Below are 437 nucleotides of genomic sequence, written 5' to 3'. Positions count from 1 at the left end.
CCGCGCCCGCGCAGGGCGGCACGCTGACGCTGAAAGCCACGCTACTCGGCGCCGACGGCCTCGAGGTCAAGGGCGCCAGGTTCGCATGGTCGTCGTCCAACGAAGCGGTCGCGGTAATCGTGTCGGCCTCCGACCAGGCGCCGGCGGCGGCCAGCATGATGCAGCCGGTGGGCACCTATGCCTCGGTGCGCATGCTCGTGCCCGGCGAGGTCGACATCGTCGCCACGGCGACGCTGCCCGACGGCAGCCAGGCCACCAGCACCACGCACCTGGCCGTGCAGGCGCCGGCGGCGAAGACCTATGCGCTGACGCTGTCGCCGTCCACGCTGACGGTCAACTACGACGCGGCGCCGCAGGTCGTCACGGCGGTGGTGCGGCGCTCGGACGGCGTCGACGGCACGGCCGACCTGACGGACTGGTCGTGGGCGGTCGACAAC

General features: G+C 72.8%; 1 pseudogene. It reads left to right on the top strand.

Going from position 1 to position 437, the window contains the following annotated elements:
* Positions 1-437, top strand: a pseudogene (locus K206_RS44160) (hypothetical protein); the annotation flags it as partial.

The organism is Cupriavidus sp. WS, from assembly GCF_000395345.1.
In the GTDB taxonomy this organism is placed as follows: Bacteria; Pseudomonadota; Gammaproteobacteria; order Burkholderiales; family Burkholderiaceae; genus Cupriavidus; species Cupriavidus basilensis_B.
The sequence above is the reverse complement of the archived record's forward strand: the minus strand, read 5'-3'. Positions and strand labels throughout refer to the sequence as shown.